Below are 20006 nucleotides of genomic sequence, written 5' to 3'. Positions count from 1 at the left end.
TCAGCTTGCTTCCTGCTGGCGTACATAGGCCGAAAACTCGTCATACCCACCAATGTACTTGTCGCCCACAAGTATCTGCGGCACAGTGTGAACCGGGCGACCAATCTTTTCGGCAACATCTGCCTTGGTCATGTCGTGCTCAATCATATCGACCCAGGTATACGGTATGCCACGGGATTCGCAAATACCTTTTGCACGCACACAAAACCCGCAGCTTGTGCGTCCGTAAATCGTTACCTGCTCCATAATTCCTCCGAATAGTAGCCCCGGGATGCCACCGGGGGTGTTAAAAACTGCAGTCATGATGCCATGATTGCACAGTGTTAAAAAATGAATGCTTTGAATGGCTATCATAGCCCCAGCGTATACAAGGAATGCCCTGTGGTTTATCTGACACTGTTTCTGACCTCTTTTGCAGCGGCGACCCTGCTGCCTGCCTACTCCGAAATTCTCGCAGGCACGCTGGTTATGCAAGGCTACTCACTGTGGTGGCTCTGGGTCTGGGCTACCCTGGGCAATACGCTCGGGTCCGTCGTTAACGGCATTATTGGCAGGCAGGTGGATCGCTTCAAGCACAAGCGCTGGTTTCCGATCAGTGAGATGCGGCTGCATAAAGCCCGAAACAGCTTTAACCGCTACGGTCAGTGGTCGTTATTGCTGGGCTGGCTGCCCCTGGGTGGTGATGCGCTGACTCTGGTTGGCGGTATCATGCGTGTCCCCTGGCTTAATTTCATTGTACTTGTGGGGATTGGCAAAGGCTTGCGCTACGCCTTTGTACTCTGGCTGGTTGCAGAGGCATCCGGCCTGTCGTCACCCTCCCCGTAAAGGTATTTGCGCAGCAGCGGCTCGCCGTTAAACTCTGAATAGAGCACGGCGATAAACGTATAAACCCCGATCAGCTTACGATTAAGAAATACAAACTCACTGGGCGGCACCCGAAAGTAACGACTGATAGCGGACCTTGCGGCCTGTCGCGCCACTCTTGAGGGCAGGTCACTCTGTTTCCAGCGATACTGGCCTTTGCTGTTAACAGCGTAATCCGGCCAGCTGTCGTGATCGCCGGACAAGGGTTCCAGTACAGACATGCACACACGGCCGAACGTCTCCAGCACGTCTTGTGGCCAGTCCCTGCTCATGAAGCGAAGTTTTACACCACCATCAATTACGGCTTCAAGGTTGTCCTCGTAAGAAGCCTGAATCATCTGGATAACCGGATCCAGAAACTCTCGCGAGTAAGCCTGCACGGCGCCGAAGTCGAGCAGTACAATACGATCATGGTCTGTATCATCGCCTTCTTCACCGGCAATCCGGATACGATAATTCCCGAAGTTGGGGTCTGTCTGAATCTCGCCCCAGATGAACAGTTCCCGAAAGAAAAGCTCAAGCGCTGCTTTTCCAAGCTCACTGCGTCGCTCCAGCGACAACTCCCCGACGGTTTCCGAACTTACCGGGTGGCCATACTCATAGGTGGAGGCTATCACCTGTGGACTGGAATACTCCGGTAATACTCGCGGCACTATAAATCTGGGATCGTCCGCCAGCATTTTACGGAACTTTTCAGTCGTGCTGGCTTCAAGGCGATAATCCACTTCGCGGTGCATCATCTCCCGGACTTCTTCCAGCCAGTCTTCAAACTCCGGACCAAAACTTACCAGGCGGGCCATTTTCAGTATCTGGGCGACCGCGTTCAGGTCACTGTCGACGGCGTCGGCAACACCCGGATACTGAATTTTAAGTACTAACTCTAACCCGTCACTGCGCCGGACCGCACGGTGCACCTGCCCCAGAGAGGCAGCCCCTATGGGATCCGGGTCTATATCCAGCTGGGCAAGTTTCTCATCGCCCAGCTCGGCTTTAAGCACGCGCTCAATCGCAGGCCACTCAAGGGAGGTGGTCTGATCTTCGAGGGTATGAAGGGCGGTGGTCACTTCTTCGGGCAAAAAGTGTTCACCGTAAAGGGCCATCACCTGGCCAATTTTAACAACACTGCCTTTGAGCTTACCCAGCTCGTCGACCAGAAACCTGGCCTGAGTGGAAAGCATGGCCTTATGTCGCTCTTCCCGGGTTTCCTTGCTACTCAGCCAGTTGGTTGCCATATGGGAGGCCATACGGGTTCCGGCGAAAAGCCCGGCACGGGTGAGGCTCAGCCGACGTTCAAAGCTGCCGGTTTTAATCCGGGAAACTGATTTACCTGAGCGTCTGGATGACATGTGTCTCCTTTCTTTTTCAACCCGTGTTTACCAACCTTTGCAATAGCTAACGCTGGAGTCTCCCAATCCGGCCACCAGGTGCGCGACCAGTCGCTTCTCCGTTTCCTCAACAGACGCCGAAGCCACAAAGTCGCTTGTCTGACACATGGCCAGTCCGGCGTAACCACAGGGGTTAATTCTCTGAAAAGGCTCCATATCCATACATACATTAAGTGCCAGACCGTGAAAAGAGCATCCACGCCTGACTCTCAGGCCAAGGGAGGCTATCTTGGCCCCGTTCACATACACACCCGGCGCATCCGGACGCGGCGCTGCCGAAATACCCTGCTCTGCCAGTGTACCTACAATGGCCTGTTCGATAATATCGACCAGCTTGCGGACACCTATTTTGCGCCGGGTCAGCCCGATCATCAGGTAAACCACTAACTGCCCCGGGCCGTGGTAGGTTACCTGCCCTCCACGATCCACCTGGATCACCGGTATGTCACCTGGCGCCAGAATATGCTCGGGCTTGCCGGCCTGCCCCTGAGTGTAGACCCTGGGGTGCTCCAGACACCAGAGCTCGTCTGTGGTGTGCTCGTTCCTGTCTGCTGTGAAGCTTTTCATGGCTTCCCAGGTGTCCGGATAGGGCTGCTGCCCCAGAGACCTCACAATCAGATCAGGCATCGGGTTTATAGCACCATGTGTACACGGCCACTGGCCTTGAGCTCTTCGAACAGAGCTTTCAGTTGTGGCTCTCCGGTCGCGACAATGTTCAGCCGGACAGAGCAGAACCGCCCTTCCCGGCTATCCTTGACGGACACATCGGCCTCACAGATTCCCGGCGCATGCTGTTCTACAACGCCTACGACGAACTCTTTGAAATCCGGTGCCGCATCGCCAATCACTTTGATGGCGTAGTCGCATGGAAACTCAATTTTTGGTGCTTTCGGCTCACTCATGCCGCTTACTCTCCCGGGCTCAGCAGGCCCTTACTGAAACAGCTGTACAAAAAACAGTTTAATGGCATCCCAGATACGTTTGAAAATGCCTCCTTCCGGAACCTCAGTCAGGGCAACGACCGGCTGGTCAACCAACACGTCGCCATTAAGCGATACCTTAACCCGGCCCAGCTCATCACCTGCCTGCACCGGTGCTTTGATCACCGAATCAAGATCGACGCTGGACTCCAGACTGTCACGGGAGCCACGCGGGATCGTAACGTAGGCGTCTTCCAGTACTCCGACCGAAAGTTCACCCGACTCACCGCCCCATACTTTGGCTTCAACCAGCTCCTGACCGGCGCTGAACAGACGCTCGCTCTCGTAATAGCGGAACCCGTAGTTGAGCATTTTCTGGATTTCCTGGGAGCGGGCCTGCGTGCTGCTGGTTCCCATCACGGTTGCAATAAACCGCGTATCATTGCGTTTCGCTGAAGCCACAAGGCAGTAGCCCGCCTCTTCTGTATGGCCGGTTTTGAGGCCGTCCACACTTTCATCCCGCCACAGCAGGCTGTTGCGGTTGGGCTGACGAATGTTGTTATAGGTAAAGTGCTTCTCCGCGTATATCGGGTAGTTCTCCGGGTAATCGTTGATAATGGCCCGCGCCAGCACGGCCAGATCATACGCAGTGGAAAAATGATCCGGTGATGGCAGGCCGGTTGCGTTCTCGAAGTTGGTGTCTTTCATGCCCAGAAGCTGCGCCTGCTGATTCATGATATCCACAAAGGCACTTTCGCTTCCGGCAATAAATTCTGCCAGTGCAACCGAGGCGTCGTTACCAGACTGAATGATCACGCCTTTAAGCAGGTCCTCGACTGTGGCACGGGTTCCTTCTTTGACAAACGTGCGGGACCCTTCAGTTTTCCAGGCCTTTACGCTGATTGGAACCTGATCCGACATACGGATACGACCCTCGTCCAGCTCTCGCTCGACAATGTAGGCGGTCATCATCTTGGTCAGGCTGGCAGGCGGCAGACGCTCATTACTGTTCTGCTCCATGATGATACGACCGCTTTTCGGGTCCATCAGTACATAAGAGCTGCCGGCAATCTGCGGTGGCGACGGGATCAGCACACTCTGAGACATGGCCTGGCCTGATACAGTAAGCATCAACACCAATGCGAGGGACGCTGAAATAAAAGAAAGCGAGCGGAAAACTGATTTTAATGCCATGGGTCCATTCATTCGTCGTTAAGTGTTTTTCTTAATGCAAACCGGTACTTAGTCAGTTTCGGTCAGCACTATGGATTTGGAGATCCCTCTGTTTTCCAGAAGGCTCTGGGTCTTTCGCGCGCTGTTTTCATCCTGAAAAGGGCCAACCTGTACCCGATGAAAGCGTCCTGCTTCCGTCTCAATGGCACGCACGCGCACCGGATCGCCGAGCAGACTTTCGGCGTGTCCCTGCAGTTTCTCTGCAGGGTCGCGGCTGCTGAACGAACCAAGCTGAACAAACAGCCCGCCGCCGCGGCTCTCATTGTCTGCAACGGTGTTTGCCGGTACAGACACGGACTCCTGTGATTTTGGCGCGGTTGCCGGAGCCCCTGGTTCAAAAGACTGCCCCGCAAGGAACATACTGCCATCCGGTTTGACAGTTATGGCGGCAACTTCCACTTGCGCCGTCCCGTGGGACTGATAACCCAGCTTCTTGGCGGCGGCGTAAGACAAGTCAATCAGACGGTCACCATGAAAGGGCCCCCGGTCATTCACACGGACAATCACAGAACGGCCATTATCGAGGTTCGTGACTCGTGCATAGCCGGGAATCCTCAGGGATTTGTGGGCCGCCGTCATCTTGTACATGTCAAACGTTTCGCCATTGGATGTCTTGTGGCCATGAAACTTCTCGCCGTACCAGCTTGCTGTACCACGAGCGACATAGCCATCATTACTGTCCAGTACGGAATAGCGTTTACCCCACACCGTATACGAGGGTTTATTCCCCGCACGCGCTGGCTCAATATATACGGGACTGGCGTCTGACAGCCCGGAAGCGTCAAAGTTTCCGCTGGGAGCCCTGTCCTGGGTAATGGTATACCGCGATGAATGGTCGGGGCCCGCGGATTTGGGAGCAGGTGCAGGCGCCGATGCGCAGCCGGCTATGGCCAGCGCTGCCAACACCATTAAGCATAAGCCTGAACGGTTTGCTATCACTGTTTGGATGTCCTTTGAAGTTCGTCGCCAGCGGGTAACCACAAATGCGGCGCTGCGGACTATTGTAACGGGTTCCGTGCCCTGATCACCATTACCTGCCTGACATCAGGCTGAAATCATCCGGCGGTGGGTGTGTACCGACATCAGTATGCCGAACGCTGCCATCAGGGTCACAGTGGATGTCCCGCCGTAGGATATCAGCGGCAAAGGCACACCCACGACCGGCAGCAGACCACTTACCATGCCAATGTTTACAAACACATAGATAAAGAAGGTCATGGTCAATGCACCGGCAATCAGCCGGCTGAACGAATCCTGGGCAACCACCGCAATAAAGAGGCACCGGAGAATGATCAGCAGATAAATACTGAGCAACACGAGCATACCGATAAATCCGAACTCTTCGGCCAGTACCGCTACAATGAAGTCGGTATGGCTCTCCGGCAAAAACTCCAGGTGCGACTGCGTGCCCTGAAGCCAGCCCTTGCCTTCGAAACCACCAGACCCGATGGCTGTTTTCGACTGAATAATATTCCAGCCAGCACCCAGCGGGTCACTCTGGGGATCAAGTAATGTCAGTACACGCTGTTTCTGATAGTCGCGCATACCAAAAAACCACAACACCGGCGCTGCAACAGAAATCATCACTGCAAATGCACTGATCAGCCGCCAGCTCATGCCGGCAAAAAACACCACAAACAACCCGGCCATGCCCACCAGCAATGCAGTTCCGAGGTCGGGTTGCACGGCAATCAGAGCCATGGGCAAAAGTACAACGATCAGACTCATGCCTATACGGGGCAACCTGGGTGGCAGGAAGTGCCGTGAAAGATACCACGCAGCCATCATAGGCACGACCAGCTTCATTAATTCTGAGGGCTGAAACCTTGGCAATCCGGGAAGCGCCAGCCAGCGCTGGGCGCCTTTCGCCCCGACACCCACAAGCAACACCGCCACCAGGCCGGCAAGGCCAGCCGCATATAACCAGGGTGCCCAGCGCCGGAATACGGACGGATCAAGCTGAGCAAAGACCAGCATCACAACAAACGCTATGCCAAAACGAATCGCCTGCGCTTTCACGACATCAAAATTGCGGTCTGCACCACTGTACAGCACAAACAAACCACCAATAATCAGAGCAGTAAGCAGTATCAGGAGAACAGGGTCCAGATGCAGGGCCGACCAGAAACCTCTCGGGCGCCCAAGAGGGTTACTGGCCGTTGAGGTATACACTTCCCGGACAGACATCACAGTGCCTCACTTTGCGAATCGGTTTTACTGACCAGAGAGTCATTGCCTGTATCTGCAAACTCCAGCAGCCAGGCATCAAACAAGGCCCGGGCAACCGGGGCCGCGGTGCGGCTGCCACCGCCTCCGTTCTCAACGATGACCGCCACCGCAATTTCCGGGTTCTCCACGGGTGCAAAACCGACAAACAGTGCATGGTCACGCAACCGTTCACGGATTTCTTCCGCATCATATTCTTCATCCTCGGCCAGGCTGAACACCTGCGCTGTGCCGGTTTTCCCGGCCATCCGGTAGGGTGCATCCCTCCCCGCTCCACGTGCCGTGCCTCGGGATCCGTGCATGACTTCAGCCATGGCCTCAACAATGAACTCCCAGTCATCCGGGTTCTGGAGTTTCAGCGGTTCATGGGTTTCACTCGGCAAAAAGCCGTCCAGGGACTGATCGCCTTCGATACCTTTCAGCAATCGTGGCTCCACCCATTCACCCCGGTTTGCAATCAGAGCGGTTGCTGTCGCCATCTGTAAAGGTGTAGCGAGCATAAAGCCCTGTCCTATTCCGAGATTCACAGAATCTCCCGGGTACCAGGGTTCATCGCGCATTGCCCGTTTCCAGTCCGGAGACGGCAACAGCCCGCTAAGCGCCCCGGAAACATCCAGCGTTGCGTCCTCGCCAAATCCGAAACGGGATAAATAGCTGTGCATGGTGTCCACACCCATCTCAACGGCGGCTTCATAAAAATAGACATCGCAGGACTGCGCCATGGCATGGGTAAGGTCTACCCAGCCATGGCCACCCCGTTTCCAGTCCCGGTATCGGCGGCCGCCAGGTTTGAGCTGGAAATAACCCGGGTCCCATATCGTCTGATCACGGGTGACCGCACCGCTATCCAGAGCGGCAATGGCCAACATAGGCTTGAGGGTGGACGCAGGCGCATACTGACCACGCAAGGCCCGGTTAAACAGCGGCTTATCCTTGCTCTCACTGAGTTCACGGTAGTCCGGCACACTGATCCCGGTCACAAACTTGTTGGCATCAAACCCCGGTACGCTGGCCAGAGCCAGTAACCCGCCTGTTTTCGGTTCGATCGCAACAATCGCTCCACGACGGCCATCCAGAAGTTCGTGAGCACGGGCCTGCAGGCGTAAGTCCAGATGCAATTGCAGGTCTTCCCCCGGCGATGGGCTTTCACGCTCCAGAACCCGGAGGATGCGCCCACGGGCGTTGGTTTCCACATGCTGATACCCTACTTCACCGTGCAGCAGCTTTTCATAGAAACGCTCAACCCCGGACTTTCCGATGTAGTTGGTGCCTGCATAATTAACCGGGTCTATACGCTGCAGTTCGTCACGATTAATCCGGCCAACAAAGCCCAGTGCATGGGCGGTCAGTTCACTGTGGGGGTAGTACCTGACAAGCTCTGCCCTTACCTCAACGCCGGGCAGCCGGTGACGGTGCACCGCCAGGCGGGCAATCTCGTCCTCAGTCAGGTCATAGCGCAGCGGGATTTCCTGAAAGGGGCGCCGGGGTTCCCGCAGGCGCCTCTCGAACCGTTCCAGGTCTTCTTCAGAGACCTCAAGAATCCGCTCCAGTTGCTCCAGTGTTTCATCCATGCCGCCAACACGCTCCGGCACCAGAGTGACACTGAATACGGGGCGGTTTTCCGCCAGCAATACCTGATTACGGTCGTAGACCAGGCCCCGGGGGGGCGGTACAGACTGAACCTGAACGCGGTTTTTATCGGAGAGAGTAGTGTAAATGTCGTGCTCTGCTACCTGCAGCTGATACATCCGTGCTGCAAGCCCGGCGAGCAGCAGGAACACTACGACCAGCATCACCAGTGCGCGACGCTGAAAGAGCCTGCGCTCGGCGGCGGTATCCTTAATCTCACCCCACGGCATGAATGCCCCTAAGCCCGGTGGTACGGGTGGTTACGGGTAATCGACCAGGCTCTGTACAGCTGTTCTGCCAGCAGAATCCGAACCAGCGGATGCGGCAGCGTCAGGGGTGAGAGCGACCACAGTTGGTCGGCGCGCCGACGACAGGCTTCGGCCAGACCATCCGGCCCGCCCACAAGAAAGCTTACATCGCGACCGTCCTGTTGCCAGTTCTCCAGCTGCTCCGCCAGCTTTGGGGTCGACCAGGCGCGGCCGGAGACTTCCAGAGCCACAACCCTGTCCCTTTGACCGACAGCCGCCAGGATAGCATCGCTTTCACGTTGCATGAGCCTCGGTATATCGGGATTTTTGCCACGGTGCGGCATGGCAATCTCGGCCAGCTCAAGAGGCATTTCCGGAGGCATTCGACGGGCGTAATCGTTATAGCCTTTGCTGACCCAGTCGGGCATTTTCTGGCCAACACAGACCAGGCGCAGCCGCATAATTACTCGCCGCCTGCAGCACCGATATCCGGCGCATCACGCCAGAGGCGCTCCAGATCATAAAACTCACGGGTCGCGGGCATCATGACATGTGCCACCACGTCTCCCATATCCACCAGTATCCAGTCGCTACCGCCACCGCCTTCCACGCTATTAACGCGAATGCCTTTTTCTTTGGCATCAACAACCACGGAGTTGGCAAGGGATTTAACGTGGCGACTGGACGTTCCGGAGGCCAGAACCATATAGTCGGTAACGCTGGTGCGGTCCCTTACATCGATAACACTGACGTTCTGCGCTTTCATATCTTCAAGCGCATTCACTATCAGATCTTTAACTTGTTCTGCCTGCATAATTACCCTGTTGTCCGGATGCCGGCCGGAATGGCCATCCGGGAAGTCATACTTGACAGTGATTGTAACACTAATTCTTCGTCACAGGGCATGCCCTGTAAAGCCCCATATCGTGAATTTCTGCCAGAACGGTTTCCGGGACAAGATAGCGGGCCGAACGCCCCTTGCGCAGGCGCTCACGAATTCCGGTTGCCGAGATGTCCAGCCTGGGTGGGTCCAGTTCCAGAACATACCCGGAAGCGCAATGACGCAAGGCTTCAGCCCCTCCGGCACGGCGCTCTGCCAATAAGCGTCCGGGCGGGGTTTCGGGGTTCAGCGTTATGCCCGGTCGCCGTACAACAATAATGTGCGCAAGTTCCGGAATTTGTTCCCACTCTTTCCAGTGGTCAAAAGCTGCAAACGCATCCGTACCGACCACCATGGTCAGAGGCTCGCCGTCACCAAGCTCAAGACGCAACTGGCGCAATGTGTCTGCCGTATAAGAGGCTCCACCACGAGTCAGTTCCCGATCGTCTATACGCAGATGAGGTTCTCCGGCAATCGCCTGCTGCAGCATCCGTAACCGCTGCTGCGCGGTGGCCCCTGTTACCCCCCGGTGAGGCGGTATATGGCAGGGCACCAGACTGACAGGTGCACCTTCGAAACGCTCACTGACCTCCAGCGCAAGGCGCAGGTGGCCGTGATGAACCGGGTCGAAGGTACCGCCATAGATCACATGCATAGGTATCAGGTCCGGATATGGCCGTCGCCGAACACCACGTACTTTTCCGAGGTGAGGCCTTCAAGTCCAACCGGGCCACGAGCATGTATCTTGTCTGTGGATATACCGATTTCGGCCCCGAGACCATACTCAAAACCATCGGCAAAGCGGGTCGACGCATTCACCATGACCGAGCTCGAATCCACTTCGGTGATGAAACGCCGGGCGCGGGTATAGTTTTCTGTGATAATGCTGTCCGTATGCTGCGAGCTGTAATGGTTAATGTGCTCAATCGCCCCGTCCAGCCCGTCAACGACACGGACCGCCAGCACCGGCGCCAGGTATTCCTCGTGCCAGTCCGCGTCAGTGGCGGCCTTGATATCCACAAGAATTTCCCGGGTCTGATCACACCCTCGCAACTCCACACCTTCGCTGATAAACGCAGGCCCCAGCAGTGGCAGGATATCCGCGGCAATTTCCTTATCCACTAACAGGGTTTCCAGGGTGTTGCAGGTACCATACCGCTGGGTTTTGGCATTAAGAGCAACACTCAGAGCTTTTTCCGGGTCTGCGTGGCTGTCTATATAGACATGGCATACACCGTCAAGGTGTTTGATAACAGGTACGCGCGCATCTCTGCTGATGCGCTCAATCAGGCCTTTACCGCCGCGCGGCACAATCACGTCCACGTAGTCCGGCATTGTAATCAGTTCACCGACAGCGGCCCGGTCCGTGGTTTTGATCACCTGTACGGACGAGCCCGGCAGCCCCGCATCTGCAAGCCCCTGTAACAGGCACTGCGCAATGGCCTGGTTGGAGTGAACAGACTCGGACCCGCCCCGCAAAACTGCGGCGTTACCCGACTTCAGGCACAGGCTGGCAGCCTCAACGGTTACGTTGGGGCGGGACTCGTAAATGATTCCGATAACACCCAGAGGTACGCGCATTTTGCCTACCTGAATACCGGACGGCCGGTAGGCCATGTCGGTGATGGCACCTATAGGGTCCGGCAGTGCGGCAACCTGACGCAACCCTTCTATCATCGCGTCAATACGTGCAGGTGTAAGCTCGAGCCGGTCCAGCATCGCGGCATCCAGACCACTTTCCTGCCCGTTGGTAAGGTCGCGGGCATTGGCTTCGGCCAGTTCGCTCCGTGAGGCGTCCAGCGCGTCCGCGGTTGCCAGCAGCGCCCGGTTCCGCACCTCTGTGGTAGAACGGGCAATGAGTGTCGCTGCCGCACGGGCTTGCTGCCCGACTTCAGTCATGTAAGCTGCAATATCCATCCGTTTACCTTTATGGTTTCTGCCAGATTTCAGGAAATAGTACCTAACTTTACCTTTCTCGTTTCAAGTACGCATCCCAAACGGATATTATATCGAGCGACTATCACAGAACCCCCGATAAGGACGAGCATCATGGCTCAGGCGGCCGACAAATTTTTACTGAACCGGCTATCACGCGCCAGCTTCGCTGGTTTTTTGGTCATTGCCACCCTTATGGCACTGCTGGGGGAGCCTCTGAACGCAGCCTGTGCCGCGGCTGTTGCCGGGCTGATTGTCAGCGGACGCAGTTTTCACCCGGGTCGAACTGCCCGCCCCTGGCCCCTCATCCAGAAACTTTTTTTTGCGGTCTTTATTTTTTTGATTACCGTCAGTTTCTGGACAGGCCCCTGGGTGCTTAGCCACTGGCTCTACGGGCTTGTTTTAATATCATTTGCACTGATTCCCCGAGCCGCTGCGGCCCTGACAGCCACTGCTGTCCTGGTTCTCGGAATAACAGCAGCCACGCTGGCCGAAGGGGTAACTGAACGCCATCAGATGATCAGCGCACTAATACTGACGGTTTTCCTCTCTACCGTCATTATCTTCCTGCATGAGTATAAAGCCCGCCAACTGGCACCACTGAGGCGCACTGACAAACTCACTCAGGCGGCGAGCCGGGAGTATCTTTCTGCCGACCTCCACAGAGAAATTCTGCGTAGTGAACGGGAAGGAATTGACCTCTCTATCATCATGGTCGGCCTGGACACCCACACGAGTGATAGTCCGCCGGATGCTGACATCCGTTCCATTCTGCCCGCAGTTGGCCGGTACCTGCACTCACACATCCGGGATTTTGATACGTATTACCGATCTGCAGATCTGCAATTCCTGGTCATATTACCAGGCAAAGCCACCCAGACAGCCGCGACCCGCGCCGAACGGATCCGCAAAGGACTGGTAGCCCTTCTGAACACCCATGAAATAAATCTGACCGTCAGTGCCGGCGTTGTCGGGCTGAACATAGGCGACGATGCCAAAAGTCTGCAACACAGTGCCGCCCATGCACTCCGGCGGGCGCAGCAGCAAGGCGGCAACCAGACGCAGGTCTACAGCAACAGCGCCTCTGCCCCGGCCCAGTCCTATGCACAGGGAGCCCTATCGTGACAGAAACCCGGCTCAGAACCTGGACTCACAGCGTGGGTTATGGCCTGGCGACAGTGTTTATCTTTGCCCTGGCCCTGCAAAACCTGCGCTATGGTTTTTACCCGCTTTTTTACCTGGCGGCCGGCCTGGCTGCTCTGACCGCCGCGGGCCTGATTTATACCATCGTAAGCCGAAAGTACCAGCTTGCAGCAGCCGGCCACCTGCTTATTCTTGCAGGCCTGAACAGCGCTCTGCTTGCAGCGATGTTTGTAACCAGTACAGCAGAAATTTCCCACTGGATCATGCCACTGCTCCTTCTTAACCTGCTGATCCTGCCGCTGCGTTATGGGCTGATGCTGTCCCTGCTCCTGCTTGCTCCCACGGCCGCGCTGCTTTTTCTCAGGCTTCCGACGGCCGATGCGCTGACCATTATCAGTGGGGCCTTCATTCTTCTTGCCGTTGCTGTTCTGTATGTCTGGCATTATGACCACATGGCCCAGTCTGCAGAGGACCTGGCTATCATCGATCCGGCCACGGGTGCTCATAATGGCCGTTTTCTTGATGAGGCGCTCCATAAGGAAATCAGCCGTGCGATTACCATCGGCCACCGTTTTTCGGTGATTCACCTGGCCATTGATCATGCCAGCGAAGCCACTGACCTTCACGGCACCGCCCCTATGCAGGCATTGCGCCGGGATTTAACCCGGCACTTGTTCGGAGTAATCCGGGCCGGTGACACTGTGTACTCCCTGAATAACGCCGAATTTTTTCTGATTCTGCCATTCACTGCCGAAGAAGGGGTACGCGTAATCGCAGAACGCATCCGGCGCACCATCTCGGAAAACCACTGGCCGGTAACCGGCAAGGTAACGGTAAGCCTGGGCTGCACCACCCGGGTCAACAGTGACACTCTCGCTGACAGTCTGCGCACCCGGGCGGACACGGCTATGCACAAAGCCCGCAAACGTGGTGGTGACTCCGTCTGGTTCAGCCCGGCAAAACCGTCGCAACCATGAACAGTTCCTGGCTTTCAGAGCTCACAACCTGGCTGAGCCTTCACTCCGACTGGGTGGCCCTGGCGCTGTTTTGCACCGCATTGGTCGAATCCCTTGCACTTGCCGGCATTCTTGTACCTGGTGTTGCACTGCTGTTTTCCCTCTCCGTCATTGCCGCACAGATTGATATGCCACTGGCGATAGCACTGACCTGGGCCGGCCTAGGTGCCATTGTAGGGGATACAGTAAGCTTTGCCATTGGCAGGTTCTTTGAAGGCCGGCTTGACAGTGTCTGGCCCCTGAGTCGGTATCCCGGAGTGATCAGAAAAGGCGAACGGTTCTTCCGAAAACATGGGGGCAAAAGCGTTATTATCGGTCGCTTTGTCGGACCGGTCCGCCCCATTGTTCCCATGATCGCAGGCGCCCTCATGATGCCCTGGCGCCGCTTTCTGTCGTTCAATATTGCTTCCGCTATTGGCTGGGCCCCGGTATACATACTTCCGGGATTTCTGGTGGGCAGTGCCCTGGCAAGTGAAATCCAGCCACCGGCACATGCGTACCTGGTGACCGGCGTCAGCCTCGCCACTCTGACAGTGATCTATCTTATTATTGTCCGTTTTCAGCTTGGTCTCGGAGATGACGGCCGCCCTTATCAATGGCTTCAGCGCCGAATGGCTCAGTACGAAACCACCCACCGTTTCTGGCGTCTGTACTCCAATGAGCGGCCGGCCCAGGACGGTGAATTTCCGCTGGCCTCTCTGATGCTGGCGGTTGGCTGTCTCGCTCTGTTTATTCTGTGGGCGCAGCTAACAACAATGACAGACCTGATTGAACCCTTCGATCAGCTGGCAATGCAATGGTTCCGTGACCTGCGCCACCCCTTTTTTGACGCTCCCGTTATTGCCGCCACGCTGCTGGGCGACCCGCCGGTTCTCATTGCTGGTGCCGCTCTTGCGTGTCTGACCCTGGCTTTTCGCGGCCACTATGCGGCGGCCACTCATATTTTGCTTGCCGCCTTTGCCGCTACAGTACTGGTTTCCGCGCTCAAGTCCGGCCTTGGCATTGCCCGCCCGGGCCTGGTGGCCAACCCTCCAGCTTCTGGCGCCTTTCCCAGCGGCCACACAACGGGCATAACACTGTTTGTCACACTGCTTGCCAGTTTTGTTGCTGCCGAAACCCGCAATCACAAGCGCTGGAAAACGTACATTCTGCTTTCGCTGCCATTGATCCCTGTCGCTCTCAGCCGCCTGTACCTGGGCGTACACTGGTTCAGTGATATTATAGGAGGGCTGCTTCTGGGCCTGGCTATCACCGGGGCCACACGAGCCAGCTTCAGCCGGTTTGACCGGGTGCCGCTGGCACCGGATACTCTGAGCCTGCTGGCAGTACTGGCCTGGGTCATCTTTTGCGGCGGCTACCTCTGGCTGATGTGGCCAGAGGCCATACAACACTACTCCACCGCATCCTGAGCCCGCTCTTCAGTTACGGATCTGATATCCTTTAAGGCTGCACAAACACGTACCCTTTATTCACACACAGAGAGACCAGAGCACCATGCCTCAATACCGTTCGCGGACCTCTACCGCAGGCCGAAATATGGCCGGCGCCCGCGCCCTCTGGCGCGCCACCGGTATGCAAGACGACGATTTCGGTAAGCCGATCATTGCCGTTGCCAACTCCTTTACCCAGTTTGTGCCCGGGCACGTCCACCTCAAGGACCTGGGGCAACTCGTCTGTCGCGAGATTGAAGCAAGCGGCGGTGTGGCCAAAGAGTTCAATACCATTGCGGTGGATGACGGCATCGCCATGGGACACGACGGTATGCTTTACTCTCTGCCATCCCGGGAAATCATCGCCGACTCGGTTGAGTATATGGTGAATGCCCATTGCGCGGACGCCCTGGTGTGCATTTCCAACTGTGACAAGATCACACCGGGCATGCTGATGGCTGCCATGCGCCTGAACATCCCCACAATCTTTATCTCCGGCGGCCCCATGGAAGCCGGAAAAACCAAGTTGTCTGAGCACAAGCTGGACCTGGTTGATGCCATGGTGATTGCCGCAGACCCTGCCGCCGATGATGAAATGGTGGCAGAGTATGAGCGCAGCGCCTGCCCGACCTGTGGTTCCTGCTCCGGCATGTTTACAGCCAACTCCATGAACTGTCTGACCGAAGCCATTGGCCTGGCACTGCCTGGTAATGGTTCTCTTCTGGCCACCCATTCCGATCGGGAACAGCTGTTCCTGAAAGCAGGCCGCCAGATCGTGGAAAACGCAAAACGTTACTATGAGCAGGACGATGCCAGTGTGCTGCCCCGGAGCATTGCCTCCACCGCAGCCTTCGAAAATGCCATGGTGATGGACATTGCTATGGGCGGCTCCACGAACACCATTCTGCACTTACTGGCTGCAGCTCAGGAAGGCGGGGTGCCATTCACCCTGAATGAAATCGACAAGCTTTCCCGCCAGGTTCCGCAGCTGTGCAAAGTGGCACCTAACTCCCCTCAATACCACATGGAAGATGTGCATCGCGCCGGCGGCATCATGGGTATTCTCGGAGAGCTGGAGCGCGGAGGCCTGATCAATACCGACCTGCCTACCGTACACTGCAAAACCATGAAAGAAGCACTGGAAACCTGGGATATTATGCGTTCGCCGCCCCCCGAGGTTGTTGAGCTCTACAAAGCCGGGCCCGCAGGCATTCCAACCCAGACCGCTTTCAGCCAGAGCACTCGCTGGCCAAGCCTGGACGGTAACCGGGAATCCGGCTGTATACGCTCTGTTGAGCACGCATACAGTTCTGAGGGTGGGCTTGCCGTTCTGTACGGCAATATTGCACTGGACGGTTGCGTGGTAAAAACCGCAGGCGTGGATGAAAGCATTTACGTTTTTGAGGGCAGGGCCCGGGTTTTTGAGAGCCAGGACGCAGCCGTCGAAGGCATTCTGAACGATCAGGTCCAGCCTGGTGAAGTGGTTATTATCCGCTACGAAGGCCCCAAAGGTGGCCCGGGAATGCAGGAAATGCTCTACCCCACCAGTTATCTCAAATCCAAAGGGCTGGGCAAGGACTGCGCCCTGCTGACCGATGGTCGCTTTTCCGGTGGCACATCCGGGCTCTCCATTGGCCACGCGTCTCCGGAAGCCGCAGCCGGTGGTGCTATCGGGCTGATCGAGACGGGTGATGTGATCCTGATCGACATCCCGCAACGGACCATCAATGTACAGCTGGATCAGCAGGAGCTCGACCGTCGCCGTGATGCCAGAGATGCCAAGGGCTGGAAACCGGAGCTGACCAGGGATCGCGCCGTATCAGCCGCCCTGAAGGCTTATGCCTTGCTGGCTACCAGCGCGGATAAAGGCGCAGTAAGGGATCTGTCTAAGCTGGACTGATCCGTTTTCAGATTACAACAAGCCCGCTCAGCTCATTCTGCGCGGGCTTTTGAGTCAGAAGGCGCTCAGAAAAATGACCAGCCACCATCGTCCTCTTCTTCGATGGCTTCGTCTTCGGCAGGCTCAGGCTCTTTTGTCGCTGCCTGTTTATTCTTCGGTGCCTGCACCGAACCGGAGGCCGCCACCTGAACACTGACCATTCCCAGTGCTTCTTTGGTTGGCTCATCCAGCATCCCGCTCGCCTGAAGACCGTTATCCTGCTGGAATCTGGAGAGTTCCGCACGGGTGGCATCATCCATTCCCGGGCTAACACTGGTGATATTATACCCGGCTCCGTAAAGCGCATTTTTCAGTGCAACCGTTTCATCGGCAAATACGCCGGGCGCAAAACCCAGTACTGCTACGGCACCGGCTGCGAGCGCAAGACGGCTCAAACGGGTGGTCGCGATTTTTATGATACTCACCTGCTCAACTCCTGATATCTGAACGATATCCGTTTCTTTTTTATTGCGTGGCGCCTATCTCCACTGCCTGGGGCGAACCCGAAAAAGCCTAGCATACTTTCAGCTCATGTCGCCTTAATCGACATCACAGTCCTGACGTTCCAGTTTCTGGGATTCTTCACTGAACTCGCGAATGAAAATACCCCAGAATGCCATAAACAAAGCCGCAACCAGCGGGCCCATCACAAACCCGTTAATTCCGAACATGGCAAGGCCACCCAGAGTCGAGAGCAGCACAATATAGTCCGGTAACTTGGTATCCCTGCCCACCAGAATCGGGCGCAGCAGGTTATCCGCCAGCCCTATGACCACCATACCGAACACAGTCAGCACGATGGCCGGAATAATATCCCCTACGGCGGCGAGATAGATGGCAGCGGGCACCCAGACCAGAGCAGCACCAACCGCAGGCAATAATGAGAAAACGGCCATAACCACGCCCCACAGAAGTGCTCCGCTGATACCCAGAAGCCAGAAAATAACACCCCCCAGTGCACCCTGAATAATCGCAATCAGCAGGTTGCCTTTCACAGTGGCGCGGGTTACTTCTGCAAACTTGGCGAATAACAGACGCTCACGCTCGTCACCCAGGGGAAGCGCGCGGATAAGCAGGTCGACCAGCTTATTTCCGTCGCGCAACAGAAAGAACGCCAGATACACCATCAGAGCCAGCCCCAGGAAGAACTGGGCCGTATTCTGGCCAATGCCCAGAGCCTGCTTGGCGAGAAACTGGCTGCCCCCGACAAACAGACTCACAACCCGGTCCCGTATTTCTGCAAAGCTGATGTCGAACTGGGCCAGCAAACCCTGGATCGCGGGGAAGGAGGTATTCACCTGGTCTATATACTCACCAGGCTTTATGTCTCCATCCTGTATTTTCTCGTAGATCCCCAGCCCTTCCGCCACCAGGGAAGTAACCAGCACCAAAACGGGAATAACCACGATCAGCATGCAGACAGCCAGCGTAATCAATGCATTCACGTTAGGCCGCTCACCCAGCCAGCGCACCAGCAGAAGCTGAAAAGGATGAAAAATCAATGCAATAGCGATTGCCCAGAAAATCGGCCCGAAGAACGGCTTCATAAGAAGCACGAAAGCCAGAGAAACACCCACCAGCATTGCAAGGAACGTTCGTGTTTCAAGTTTGGCGTACATAGCAGTGTTTATCCCGGTAAGGTTCAGAGTGTCAGTAGCCTACCATGTCGCAATAGCCACTGGCGTGCCCTTCAGGTTATAGTGAAACGTTGTTGCTCAGCAATTAAACAGGTCATGGTGTTGGAACTGGAAACCTTTACCACGGAAACGGCCCTGGATGCCGCCACAGAACTGCATCGGGTACTGGCAAGCCGGACACACCGGCGCAAAGTTCTGGGCCAGGAAGTTCTGGTGCCGGGACAGCTGGGCGAAGCCTTGCAACTCCCGCAGATTATCCGGCGTCTCCAGAGCAAACAGCAGCGGATACGTGACCAGGGGCTGAACGAGTTCCAGGAACTCTGGCCAACCCTGTCTGCAACAACGCGGGACAAAGTTCTCGATGCGATCGGCTGGTATAACCCCAAAGAGCTGGACTGGGAAGACAAACGATCAAACCGGCGCCCGCCGGTGGAACCGGATACCCCTGGTTCACAGCGGTAACCCTCTGTTACGCAAATCAAACACATAAAACCGCCAAGTGCCTTATGCTGTCCTTCAGCACCAATCAGGACGGTTTATGGTATGCGTATTCTGAGAACTTCTGAAGACCGCTTTGCAGATCTTCCGGATTACCCCTTTACTCCCCATTACCAGGACGTCGGTCCCGGCCTTCGCATGCATTATGTCGATGAAGGTCCGGCTGACACATCGCCCGTTCTCATGCTTCATGGAGAACCGTCCTGGTCCTATCTATACCGGCACATGATCCCTTTGATTGCAGCGGCCGGGCACCGGGTGCTGGCTCCTGATCTGGTGGGCTTCGGGAAATCCGACAAACCCGCCTCTGTGGATGACTACAGCTATGAGCGCCACCTGAGCTGGCTCACTCATTGGCTGGAGACATTGGATCTGCAGGATATTACGCTGGTATGCCAGAACTGGGGCTCGCTGCTGGGCCTGAGACTGGCTGCCGACAGGCCAGACCGGTTCCGGCAGATCATTGTCGGCAACGGCATGCTCCCAACCGGCGAGCAACGCACGCCTGCGGCATTCCGTGCGTGGAAAGCCTTTGCGACATACAGCCCCTGGTTTCCCGTTAGCCGGATTGTGCAGCTGGGCACTGAAAGAACACTGAAACAACACGAGCGCGCCGCCTACGATGCCCCCTTCCCCTCAAATGAGTACAAAGCCGGTGCCCGTGCATTTCCACGCCTGGTTCCGGTAATCCCTGAAGATCGGGTAAGCCATGCCAACCGCGCGGCATGGAAGGTTCTGGAAAAGTGGCGCAAACCCTTCATTACCTGCTTCAGTACAGGTGACCCGATTACCCGCGGGGCAGACCGCTACCTGCAACGCCGCATACCCGGAGCCCTGGGTCAGCCCCACATGACCCTTAGAGGGGGGCACTTTCTTCAGGAAGACAGCCCCGACGATTTTGCCCGCGTTATTTTTGATGCGCTCAAAGCAGAGAAACCGGCCTGAGCCGCCTGAAAAAGGGAACCGGGGTAATGGCCGCGCACGGGCAATTACCTACAGGCAACAAAAATTTTACATATTAAA

At 56.3% G+C, this 20006-nt stretch carries 21 protein-coding genes; 7 read left to right on the top strand and 14 right to left on the bottom strand.

Translation table 11 applies throughout. The features are described 5' to 3' along the window. Entirely contained in the window at positions 1-246 is a 246-nt protein-coding gene (locus tag FFI95_RS11235; RefSeq protein WP_144823239.1) for a GrxA family glutaredoxin, read from the bottom strand. A gap of 135 nt (positions 247-381) precedes the next feature. Here FFI95_RS11235 and FFI95_RS11230 point away from each other — a divergent pair, with 135 nt between their 5' ends. Continuing rightward, positions 382-825, top strand: a complete 444-nt coding sequence (locus FFI95_RS11230) for a YqaA family protein (RefSeq protein ID WP_144822592.1) — start codon at positions 382-384, stop codon at positions 823-825. Here the strand turns inward: FFI95_RS11230 and FFI95_RS11225 are convergent. The 11 genes from FFI95_RS11225 to FFI95_RS11175 form a co-directional block, all read right to left on the bottom strand. After that, entirely contained in the window at positions 765-2210 is a 1446-nt protein-coding gene (locus tag FFI95_RS11225) for an ABC1 kinase family protein (protein WP_144822590.1), read from the bottom strand. The genes FFI95_RS11230 and FFI95_RS11225 overlap by 61 nt on opposite strands. Before the next feature lie 27 nt (positions 2211-2237). Beyond that, positions 2238-2876, bottom strand: a complete 639-nt coding sequence (gene lipB / locus FFI95_RS11220; RefSeq protein ID WP_144822588.1) for a lipoyl(octanoyl) transferase LipB — start codon at positions 2874-2876, stop codon at positions 2238-2240. 5 nt (positions 2877-2881) lie between these two features. Next, entirely contained in the window at positions 2882-3151 is a 270-nt protein-coding gene (locus FFI95_RS11215) for an HP0495 family protein (protein WP_144822586.1), read from the bottom strand. 30 nt (positions 3152-3181) lie between these two features. Further along, positions 3182-4363, bottom strand: a complete 1182-nt coding sequence (locus FFI95_RS11210) for a D-alanyl-D-alanine carboxypeptidase family protein (protein ID WP_144822584.1) — start codon at positions 4361-4363, stop codon at positions 3182-3184. A gap of 48 nt (positions 4364-4411) precedes the next feature. Next, positions 4412-5311, bottom strand: coding sequence for a septal ring lytic transglycosylase RlpA family protein (locus tag FFI95_RS11205; protein ID WP_144822582.1), 900 nt, complete (start codon positions 5309-5311; stop codon positions 4412-4414). Positions 5312-5446: 135 nt separating this feature from the next. Continuing rightward, on the bottom strand, positions 5447-6589 hold the full coding sequence (gene rodA, locus FFI95_RS11200) for a rod shape-determining protein RodA (protein WP_144822580.1): 1143 nt from the start codon (positions 6587-6589) through the stop codon (positions 5447-5449). Then, positions 6589-8487 carry a penicillin-binding protein 2 gene (gene mrdA / locus FFI95_RS11195; RefSeq protein WP_144822578.1) on the bottom strand — a complete coding sequence of 633 codons (1899 nt, stop codon included), beginning with the start codon at positions 8485-8487 and terminating at the stop codon, positions 6589-6591. The genes rodA and mrdA overlap by 1 nt, the downstream gene beginning before the upstream one ends. 8 nt (positions 8488-8495) lie before the next feature. Further along, positions 8496-8966 carry a 23S rRNA (pseudouridine(1915)-N(3))-methyltransferase RlmH gene (rlmH, locus tag FFI95_RS11190; RefSeq protein WP_144822576.1) on the bottom strand — a complete coding sequence of 157 codons (471 nt, stop codon included), beginning with the start codon at positions 8964-8966 and terminating at the stop codon, positions 8496-8498. Between the two features lie 2 nt (positions 8967-8968). After that, positions 8969-9319, bottom strand: coding sequence for a ribosome silencing factor (gene rsfS / locus FFI95_RS11185; RefSeq protein WP_144822574.1), 351 nt, complete (start codon positions 9317-9319; stop codon positions 8969-8971). 70 nt (positions 9320-9389) lie between these two features. Further along, positions 9390-10040: a nicotinate-nucleotide adenylyltransferase gene (gene nadD, locus FFI95_RS11180; RefSeq protein WP_144822572.1), complete on the bottom strand. Its 651-nt coding sequence runs from the start codon at positions 10038-10040 to the stop codon at positions 9390-9392. A 5-nt stretch (positions 10041-10045) separates the two neighbouring features. Then, complete coding sequence (locus FFI95_RS11175; RefSeq protein ID WP_144822570.1) at positions 10046-11302, bottom strand: glutamate-5-semialdehyde dehydrogenase; 1257 nt, start codon at positions 11300-11302, stop codon at positions 10046-10048. A gap of 132 nt (positions 11303-11434) precedes the next feature. Between FFI95_RS11175 and FFI95_RS11170 the strand changes: the two genes are divergently transcribed. The 4 genes from FFI95_RS11170 to ilvD all read left to right on the top strand — a co-directional run bounded on the left by FFI95_RS11170 (position 11435) and on the right by ilvD (position 16809). Continuing rightward, positions 11435-12445, top strand: coding sequence for a GGDEF domain-containing protein (locus FFI95_RS11170; protein ID WP_144822568.1), 1011 nt, complete (start codon positions 11435-11437; stop codon positions 12443-12445). Further along, a complete protein-coding gene (locus FFI95_RS11165) occupies positions 12442-13440 on the top strand; it encodes a GGDEF domain-containing protein (protein WP_144822566.1) in 999 nt (332 codons plus the stop codon). The genes FFI95_RS11170 and FFI95_RS11165 overlap by 4 nt, the downstream gene beginning before the upstream one ends. Further along, complete coding sequence (locus tag FFI95_RS11160) at positions 13437-14888, top strand: bifunctional DedA family/phosphatase PAP2 family protein (RefSeq protein ID WP_144822564.1); 1452 nt, start codon at positions 13437-13439, stop codon at positions 14886-14888. The genes FFI95_RS11165 and FFI95_RS11160 overlap by 4 nt, the downstream gene beginning before the upstream one ends. A gap of 85 nt (positions 14889-14973) precedes the next feature. Beyond that, entirely contained in the window at positions 14974-16809 is a 1836-nt protein-coding gene (gene ilvD / locus FFI95_RS11155) for a dihydroxy-acid dehydratase (protein ID WP_144822562.1), read from the top strand. A 65-nt stretch (positions 16810-16874) separates the two neighbouring features. On the opposite strand, the gene FFI95_RS11150 is transcribed toward ilvD, so the two are convergent. Then, positions 16875-17273, bottom strand: coding sequence for a peptidoglycan-binding domain-containing protein (locus FFI95_RS11150; RefSeq protein ID WP_246069502.1), 399 nt, complete (start codon positions 17271-17273; stop codon positions 16875-16877). 114 nt (positions 17274-17387) lie between these two features. After that, positions 17388-18467 carry an AI-2E family transporter gene (locus FFI95_RS11145; RefSeq protein ID WP_144822560.1) on the bottom strand — a complete coding sequence of 360 codons (1080 nt, stop codon included), beginning with the start codon at positions 18465-18467 and terminating at the stop codon, positions 17388-17390. Between the two features lie 114 nt (positions 18468-18581). On the opposite strand from FFI95_RS11145, the gene FFI95_RS11140 reads away from it, so the two are divergent. Together FFI95_RS11140 and FFI95_RS11135 are read left to right on the top strand one after the other, a co-directional pair. Continuing rightward, the gene (locus FFI95_RS11140) at positions 18582-18947 is read left to right on the top strand and encodes a hypothetical protein (RefSeq protein ID WP_144822559.1); all 366 of its coding nucleotides are present in this window, start codon (positions 18582-18584) and stop codon (positions 18945-18947) included. 81 nt (positions 18948-19028) lie between these two features. Next, on the top strand, positions 19029-19928 hold the full coding sequence (locus FFI95_RS11135; RefSeq protein ID WP_144822557.1) for a haloalkane dehalogenase: 900 nt from the start codon (positions 19029-19031) through the stop codon (positions 19926-19928). Positions 19929-20006: the final 78 nt, after the last annotated feature.

Origin of the sequence: Marinobacter piscis, from assembly GCF_007671655.1 — a bacterium.
Lineage (GTDB): Bacteria > Pseudomonadota > Gammaproteobacteria > Pseudomonadales > Oleiphilaceae > Marinobacter > Marinobacter piscensis.
The sequence above is the reverse complement of the archived record's forward strand: the minus strand, read 5'-3'. Positions and strand labels throughout refer to the sequence as shown.

Excerpts from the sequence above, each read along its gene's own strand:
- FFI95_RS11235 (WP_144823239.1), bottom strand. The coding sequence starts at position 246 with ATGGAGCAGGTAACGATTTACGGACGCACAAGCTGCGGGTTTTGTGTG.
- FFI95_RS11225 (WP_144822590.1), bottom strand. The coding sequence starts at position 2,210 with ATGTCATCCAGACGCTCAGGTAAATCAGTTTCCCGGATTAAAACCGGC.
- lipB (WP_144822588.1), bottom strand. The coding sequence starts at position 2,876 with ATGCCTGATCTGATTGTGAGGTCTCTGGGGCAGCAGCCCTATCCGGAC.
- FFI95_RS11215 (WP_144822586.1), bottom strand. The coding sequence starts at position 3,151 with ATGAGTGAGCCGAAAGCACCAAAAATTGAGTTTCCATGCGACTACGCC.
- FFI95_RS11210 (WP_144822584.1), bottom strand. The coding sequence starts at position 4,363 with ATGGCATTAAAATCAGTTTTCCGCTCGCTTTCTTTTATTTCAGCGTCC.
- FFI95_RS11205 (WP_144822582.1), bottom strand. The coding sequence starts at position 5,311 with ATGGTGTTGGCAGCGCTGGCCATAGCCGGCTGCGCATCGGCGCCTGCA.
- rodA (WP_144822580.1), bottom strand. The coding sequence starts at position 6,589 with ATGTCTGTCCGGGAAGTGTATACCTCAACGGCCAGTAACCCTCTTGGG.
- mrdA (WP_144822578.1), bottom strand. The coding sequence starts at position 8,487 with ATGCCGTGGGGTGAGATTAAGGATACCGCCGCCGAGCGCAGGCTCTTT.
- rlmH (WP_144822576.1), bottom strand. The coding sequence starts at position 8,966 with ATGCGGCTGCGCCTGGTCTGTGTTGGCCAGAAAATGCCCGACTGGGTC.
- rsfS (WP_144822574.1), bottom strand. The coding sequence starts at position 9,319 with ATGCAGGCAGAACAAGTTAAAGATCTGATAGTGAATGCGCTTGAAGAT.
- nadD (WP_144822572.1), bottom strand. The coding sequence starts at position 10,040 with ATGCATGTGATCTATGGCGGTACCTTCGACCCGGTTCATCACGGCCAC.
- FFI95_RS11175 (WP_144822570.1), bottom strand. The coding sequence starts at position 11,302 with ATGGATATTGCAGCTTACATGACTGAAGTCGGGCAGCAAGCCCGTGCG.
- FFI95_RS11170 (WP_144822568.1), top strand. The coding sequence starts at position 11,435 with ATGGCTCAGGCGGCCGACAAATTTTTACTGAACCGGCTATCACGCGCC.
- FFI95_RS11160 (WP_144822564.1), top strand. The coding sequence starts at position 13,437 with ATGAACAGTTCCTGGCTTTCAGAGCTCACAACCTGGCTGAGCCTTCAC.
- ilvD (WP_144822562.1), top strand. The coding sequence starts at position 14,974 with ATGCCTCAATACCGTTCGCGGACCTCTACCGCAGGCCGAAATATGGCC.
- FFI95_RS11145 (WP_144822560.1), bottom strand. The coding sequence starts at position 18,467 with ATGTACGCCAAACTTGAAACACGAACGTTCCTTGCAATGCTGGTGGGT.
- FFI95_RS11140 (WP_144822559.1), top strand. The coding sequence starts at position 18,582 with ATGGTGTTGGAACTGGAAACCTTTACCACGGAAACGGCCCTGGATGCC.
- FFI95_RS11135 (WP_144822557.1), top strand. The coding sequence starts at position 19,029 with ATGCGTATTCTGAGAACTTCTGAAGACCGCTTTGCAGATCTTCCGGAT.